Genomic DNA, 6,086 nt, shown 5'->3' on the forward strand with positions numbered 1-6,086 from the left:
AGTGCGACCAGGCTATCCGGTACCCGCCTTGTAGCCCACGCCGCGAACGGTGAGGATGATTTCCGGTCGCTCCGGATCCGGCTCGATCTTGGCACGCAGTCGCTGCACGTGCACGTTCACCAGCCGGGTGTCGGCCGCGTGCCGGTACCCCCAGACCTGCTCCAGCAGCACCTCGCGGGTGAAGACCTGACGCGGCTTGCGGGCGAGCGCGACAAGCAGGTCGAACTCCAGCGGCGTCAGCTTCACCTCCTCGCCGTTGCGGCTGACGGTGTGCGCCGGCACGTCGATGGCGATCTGGTTGCCGGGCGGGCCGATGGTGAGCAGTTCGGGCGCGGCGTCCTCGCCACGGCGCAGCCGGGCCCGCATCCGGGCCACCAGTTCCTTCGGCTTGAACGGCTTGACCACGTAGTCGTCGGCGCCCGACTCCAGGCCGAGCACGACGTCGACGGTGTCGCTCTTGGCGGTCAGCATCACGATCGGCACCCCGGATTCGCCCCGGATCGCTCGCGCCACGTCGATACCGCTCATTCCGGGCAACATCAGGTCGAGCAGGACGATGTCGGGCCGATTGTCACGGAACGCGGCAAGTGCCCGTTCCCCGTCCGCCACGAACGAGGGCATGAAGCCTTCGCTGCGCAGCACGATGCCGAGCATCTCGGCGAGCGCGGGGTCGTCGTCGACCACCAGTACCCGGGCTCTCATGGGGTTAATGGTTCCATCCCGTCAGTTCGGTGGACTCGGCGTCACCCGCACGCTACTGCCGTCAGGGGGGCCGTGCCCAGCACCGCTCGGTTGTACCGCCCGCACGTGCCACCCAAGGGGGCGGGACTGCACCCCGGGCGACCGCGCGTGTCAACATGATCCCCGGGTGCGCCGCAGCGCGCCACCGTCACCGCCCACCAGGAGTACGCGTGCCAGAAACAGGCCCGACAGTCGTACTCCCCGGCCGCCCGCTCACCATCGGCGAACTGCTCGACTCGGCGGTGCTGCTGCTGCGCGGCCGGGCGGCGGTCCTGCTGCCCCTCGCCGCCGTACTGGCCGTCGGCGAGCAACTCCTGCTGTTGCCGCTGCGGACCGCCATGGGTGCCACCGGTCCGCTGTGGTGGCCGGCCGGCATGGACGACCTCGGTCTCTTCTGGTTCCTGCTCGCCCTCGGCGCCGCGACCGAAGCGATGATCATCCTGTTCCTCGGCAACCCGGCCGCCCGCGCCGCCGCCGGCGCGCTCGTCGGCCGCCGCCCCACCACCGGAGAGCTGCTGGGCTCCAGCGGCAGCCGCTGGGGTGCCACCGCCCTGCTCTGCCTGGTGGTCGGCGCGGTCATGCTGCTCGCGTCGCTGCTCGGCCCGGCCTGGCTCGTCGGGTTCGCGCTGCTGGGCGCGGTGGCACCGGCACTGGTGATCGACCGGGTCGCGCCGGTACGGGCGATCAGGCGCGCTGTCGCCCTCGCGTCGCGTCTGGGCGGCCGGGCCGCCGCGCTGCGGCTGTTGGGGTACCTCGTCTGGTGGATGGTCCGGGTCGGGCTCGGCTGGGGGTTGTTCACCGGGCTGACCGCACTCGATCTGATCACCGAGGGCTTGGCCACCGCCGTGGCGATGCTGGCCTGGGCGGCCGTGAACACAGTCGCCTACGCCGCGCTGGCCTGCCTGGACGCGGTCGTACACCTGGAGACCCGGATCCGCACCGAGGGCCTGGACATCCGGCTCTCCCGCGCGCCCGGCGCACCGGCGACCACCGAACTGCTGGCGGTCGGCGGATGAACTTCAGCCGGTGGTGGACCGAGACCACCGCCGCCCTCGGAGACCACCTGCCGTTGCCGCTGGCCGCGCTGCTGCTGGTGCTGGCCACGGTGCTGACCGCGACGGCCTGGTACACCTTCCCCGCCTGGCTGCCCCGCCGGCTTCCCCGGCCTCGCCGACGGCGCTCCGCCCGGCCGCACCAGCGAGAGTCGGAGACCGGTTCGCCGGTGACAGTCATCCCGCAGCCGGCCGCTGGCCCGGTCGGCACGGTCGGGACGGCCGACCGGCTGGCCGCGGAAGGGCGCTACGGTGAGGCGGTTCGCGAGCGGTTGCGCGTCATGCTCCACCAGCTCACCGAGCGACAGGTGGTACGGGTACGGCCCGGCATGACCGTCACCGAGGTGGTCACCGAGGCCACCGCCAACCACCCACCGGCTGGACCGCCGCTGACCGCCGCCGCCGCCATCTTCTCCGAGCTGTGGTACGCCCAACGCCCGGCCACCGCCGACCACGATCACCGGATGCGCGGCCACGCCGGTCAGCTCGGCGACCTGCTCGCCACGGTCACCCGTCCGACGGACGACGACAGGTGAGCGCGCGCGGACGACGCCACCGGATCGTGGTACCGGTGCTGGTGGCGGTGTTGCTGACGGCGATCACGCTTGTCACCCGGGAGATCGACCAGCCGGACCAGACCGACCGGGGCTTCCTCTCCCCCGCCGCGACCGGTGACCACGGCGGCAGCCGGCTCGCCGCCAGCCTGGTCCAGCGGGGGGTGATGGTGCAGCGGGAGACCGACACGATCCGGGCCCTGCTGGCCACCCGGCCCGGCCCGACCACCCTGTTCGTCCCGGCGCCCGAGCTGCTGCACCCACGGACGGTCGGTTACCTGGGTCTGCTGCCCGACGGCACCCGACTGGTGCTCGTCGACCCACCCCGACGGGTGCTGGCCGCCGCCGGCCTGCCGCTGCGCCCGGCCGGCCGGCGGTGGGCGACCCGGGCGGTGCCACCGCACGGGCAGGGCAGCTCCTGCCCGCTGACCGAGGTCGTCCCCGCGGCCACTGCCGCCGTCGCCCGCCAGCGGTACGCGCCCACAGGTGCTCCGGGCAGCGTCGACCTCTGCTACGCCGCCGGCCTGGCCCGCCTGCCCGGGGCAGCCGAGAGCGTGGTGGTGGGCGCCAGCGACCCGTTCCGCAACGGCCGGATCGACGAATGGGACAACCTCGCCTTCGCCACCGGCCTGCTCGCCACCTCCGGCCGGGTGGTCTGGCTCGACCTGGACGGCCCGGCGCCACCGCCACCCGAACCCAGCCCCGCCCCCACCCGGCCGTTGCCGGACCGCGACGACGGCACCGACGAGCCCGGTGATCCGGAGGACCTGGACGGCGGGGGGAACGGCGAGACGACCCCAGGGGGTCGTCCGGGTGGTGAGGCGTCCGGCCCCGGTGGGCGAGGCACCTCCGGGGAGCCCAACCCGCTCTGGTCGGCCTTCCCGCCATGGTTCTGGGCACTGCTGCTGCAACTCGCCCTGGCGGCGCTGCTGATCGCAGTCGGCCGGGCCCGCCGCCTCGGCCCGCCCACCCCGGAACCGCTGCCGGTGTCCGTACCGGCCGCCGAGACGGTCCTCGGTCGAGGCCGTCTCTACCAGCGGGCACACGCCCGGGAGAGCACCGCCCGGGTGCTCCGCAGCGCGACGCTGGCCCGGCTGGCCCGGCGGCTGCACCTGCCTGCCGAGGCCCCGCCCGACACCGTCGCCGCCGCCGTGGCCGCCGGGACCGGCGACCGACCCGACGCCATCCACGAGCTGCTCTACGGCGACGCGCCGCGAACCGACCGGGACCTGCTGGAACTGGCCGGCGACCTGGACCGCGTCGCAGGTGCCGGCGGGTCGCCGCCCGCGCGGCCCGTAGCAGGTGCCGGCGGGTCGCCGCCCGCGCAGCCCGTCGCCGACCCGCCGGCCCCGGCCCGGCTGCCGAAGCCCCGATCCGAAGGAGACCCCCGGTGACCCGATCCCCGTTGACCGTGGACCCGCTCGCCGCCGACCCCACCCGGGCGGCGCTGCACCGGCTCCGTGCCGAGGTGGGCAAGGCGGTCGTGGGTCAGGAGGGCGTGGTCACCGGACTGATCGTCGCCCTGCTCTGCCGTGGTCACGTGCTGCTGGAGGGCGTGCCGGGGGTCGCCAAGACACTGCTGGTGCGTACCGTGGCCGCCGCACTGGACCTGACCTCGCGGCGGGTGCAGTTCACCCCCGACCTGATGCCCGGCGACGTCACCGGCTCGATGGTCTTCGACGCGCGAACCGCGGCGTTCACCTTCCGGGAGGGGCCGGTCTTCACCAACCTGCTGCTCGCCGACGAGATCAACCGCACCCCACCGAAGACCCAGTCCGCGCTGCTCGAGGTGATGGAGGAGCGGCAGGTCACCGTGGAGGGCGAGCAGCGCATGCTGCCCGATCCGTTCATCGTGGCCGCCACCCAGAACCCGGTGGAGTACGAGGGCACCTACCCGCTGCCGGAGGCCCAGCTGGACCGGTTCCTGCTCAAGCTCACAGTGCCGCTGCCCAGCCGGGACGAGGAGCTGGGTGTGCTCCGCGCCCACCATGCCGGCTTCGACCCCCGGGACCTGGCCGCTGCCGGCGTACGGCCGGTGGCGGACGCGGCCGAGCTGGCCGCCGCGCGCGCGGCGGTGGGTCGCGTCCACGTTGCCGATCCGCTGCTCGGCTACGTCGTCGATCTGTGCCGGGCCACCCGCGCCACCCCGGCGTTGGAGCTGGGTGCCTCGCCGCGCGGTGCGACAGCCCTGCTCGGCACCGCCAAGGCGTGGGCGTGGCTGAACGGACGCGACCACGTGGTGCCCGACGACGTCAAGGCGATGGCGCGACCCACCCTGCGGCACCGACTGCGCCTGCGGCCGGAGGCCGAACTTGAGGGTGTCGGGGTGGATCCGGTCCTGGACACGGTGCTGGCCACCGTGCCGACCCCGCGATGACCTGGCGGGCGGCGGCACTGCTGGCGGTGGGCGCGCTGACCCTGCCCGGATGGCCGGCGCCCTTCGTCGGGGTGGCGGTGATGGTCGGCGTGGTGCTGCTGCTCGTCGGCATCGACCTCACGCTCGCCGCGCCGCTGCGGGCGCTCACCGCCGAGCGGGCCGGGGAACGGGCGGTACGGCTCGGTGGCACCGCCACCGTCACCCTGTACCTGCGCAACTCCTCCAGCCGGCCGCTACGCGCCCGGGTCCGCGACGCCTGGGTGCCGTCGGCCGGGGCCCGGCCGGAGGTGCCGCCGAACCGGGTGGTGCGGGCCGCCCCCGGTGAGGTGCTCGCACTGCCCAGCCACCTCACCCCCACCCGCCGTGGCGACCGGCCCGCCGTGGCGCTGACCGTCCGCTCGTTCGGGCCGCTCGGGCTGGCGTTCCGGCAGTTGGGTGGCCGGCCTGACACTCCGCAGTGGACCGTCCGGGTGCTGCCCCGATTCGACTCCCGCCGACACCTGCCGGAGCGGCTGTCGCGGCTGCGCGTCATCGACGGCACACAGGTCGGTCGGGGACGTGGGCCGGGCACCGAGTTCGACGCGTTACGCGAGTACGTGTCCGGCGACGACGTCCGTTCCATCGACTGGCGGGCCAGCGCCCGGCGCGCGGAGGTGCTGGTCCGCACCTGGCGTCCGGAGCGGGACCGGCGGCTGATCTGCGTGCTGGACACCGGCCGCACCTCGGCGGTACGGGTGGGTGACGAGCCGAGGCTGGACGCCTCGATCGAGGCGGCACTGCTGCTCAGCGCGTTGGCGGCGCGGGCCGGCGACCGGGTGGACGTGCTCGCGGCGGACGCCGTGTCCCGTGCCTCGGTGGCTGGCGTCGAACGTCCCGGGCAGTGGAGCCGGCTGGCGCACGCGTTGGCCCCGCTGCAACCCACGCTTGTCGAGACCGATTTCCGCCTGATCGCCGGTGAGCTGCTGCGGCGACACCGCCCGCGCAGCCTGGTGGTGCTGCTCACCGCGTTGGAACCCGGCGCGCTCGGCGAGGGACTGCTGCCGGTGCTGCCACGACTGGCCGCCCGGCACCGGGTGCTGGTGGCCGCGGCACAGGATCCCGTGCTCGCCCGGCTCACCGCCACACCTCCACGGCGAGCCGAGGACGCGTACACCGCAGCCGCCGCCTGGCGCACCCTCACCGAACGCGACCGCCTCACCGCGGCCCTCACCCGCCACCACGTCACAGTGGTAGACGCCCCCGCCCCCCACCTTGCCCCCGCCCTGGCCGACGCCTACCTGACCCTCAAATCCAAAGCCCAACTCTGACCCCCCCCACCCCCACCAGCCCCGTTGATCATGAAGTTATCGCCACCCGGTCGGC

General features: G+C 74.3%; 6 protein-coding genes. 5 read left to right on the forward strand and 1 reads right to left on the reverse strand.

Annotation, left to right across the window (positions count from 1 at the left end; translation table 11 throughout):
- Window positions 1-12: 12 nt before the first annotated feature.
- On the reverse strand, window positions 13-702 hold the full coding sequence (mtrA, locus tag Van01_RS30840) for an MtrAB system response regulator MtrA (protein WP_093406568.1): 690 nt from the start codon (window positions 700-702) through the stop codon (window positions 13-15).
- 209 nt (window positions 703-911) lie between these two features.
- Between mtrA and Van01_RS30845 the strand changes: the two genes are divergently transcribed.
- The 5 genes from Van01_RS30845 to Van01_RS30865 are packed head-to-tail and all read left to right on the forward strand — an operon-like array spanning window position 912 to window position 6,031.
- A complete protein-coding gene (locus Van01_RS30845) occupies window positions 912-1,757 on the forward strand; it encodes a hypothetical protein (protein WP_204015097.1) in 846 nt (281 codons plus the stop codon).
- Window positions 1,754-2,329 carry a DUF4129 domain-containing protein gene (locus tag Van01_RS30850; RefSeq protein ID WP_204015100.1) on the forward strand — a complete coding sequence of 192 codons (576 nt, stop codon included), beginning with the start codon at window positions 1,754-1,756 and terminating at the stop codon, window positions 2,327-2,329. The genes Van01_RS30845 and Van01_RS30850 overlap by 4 nt, the downstream gene beginning before the upstream one ends.
- The gene (locus Van01_RS30855) at window positions 2,326-3,741 is read left to right on the forward strand and encodes a DUF4350 domain-containing protein (RefSeq protein ID WP_204015103.1); all 1,416 of its coding nucleotides are present in this window, start codon (window positions 2,326-2,328) and stop codon (window positions 3,739-3,741) included. Before Van01_RS30850 ends, Van01_RS30855 begins: the two co-directional genes overlap by 4 nt.
- A complete protein-coding gene (locus Van01_RS30860; protein WP_239093495.1) occupies window positions 3,738-4,724 on the forward strand; it encodes an AAA family ATPase in 987 nt (328 codons plus the stop codon). The genes Van01_RS30855 and Van01_RS30860 overlap by 4 nt, the downstream gene beginning before the upstream one ends.
- A complete protein-coding gene (locus Van01_RS30865; RefSeq protein WP_204015106.1) occupies window positions 4,721-6,031 on the forward strand; it encodes a DUF58 domain-containing protein in 1,311 nt (436 codons plus the stop codon). The genes Van01_RS30860 and Van01_RS30865 overlap by 4 nt, the downstream gene beginning before the upstream one ends.
- Window positions 6,032-6,086 lie beyond the last annotated feature (55 nt).

Source organism: Micromonospora andamanensis (genome assembly GCF_016863495.1).
Lineage (GTDB): Bacteria > Actinomycetota > Actinomycetes > Mycobacteriales > Micromonosporaceae > Micromonospora > Micromonospora andamanensis.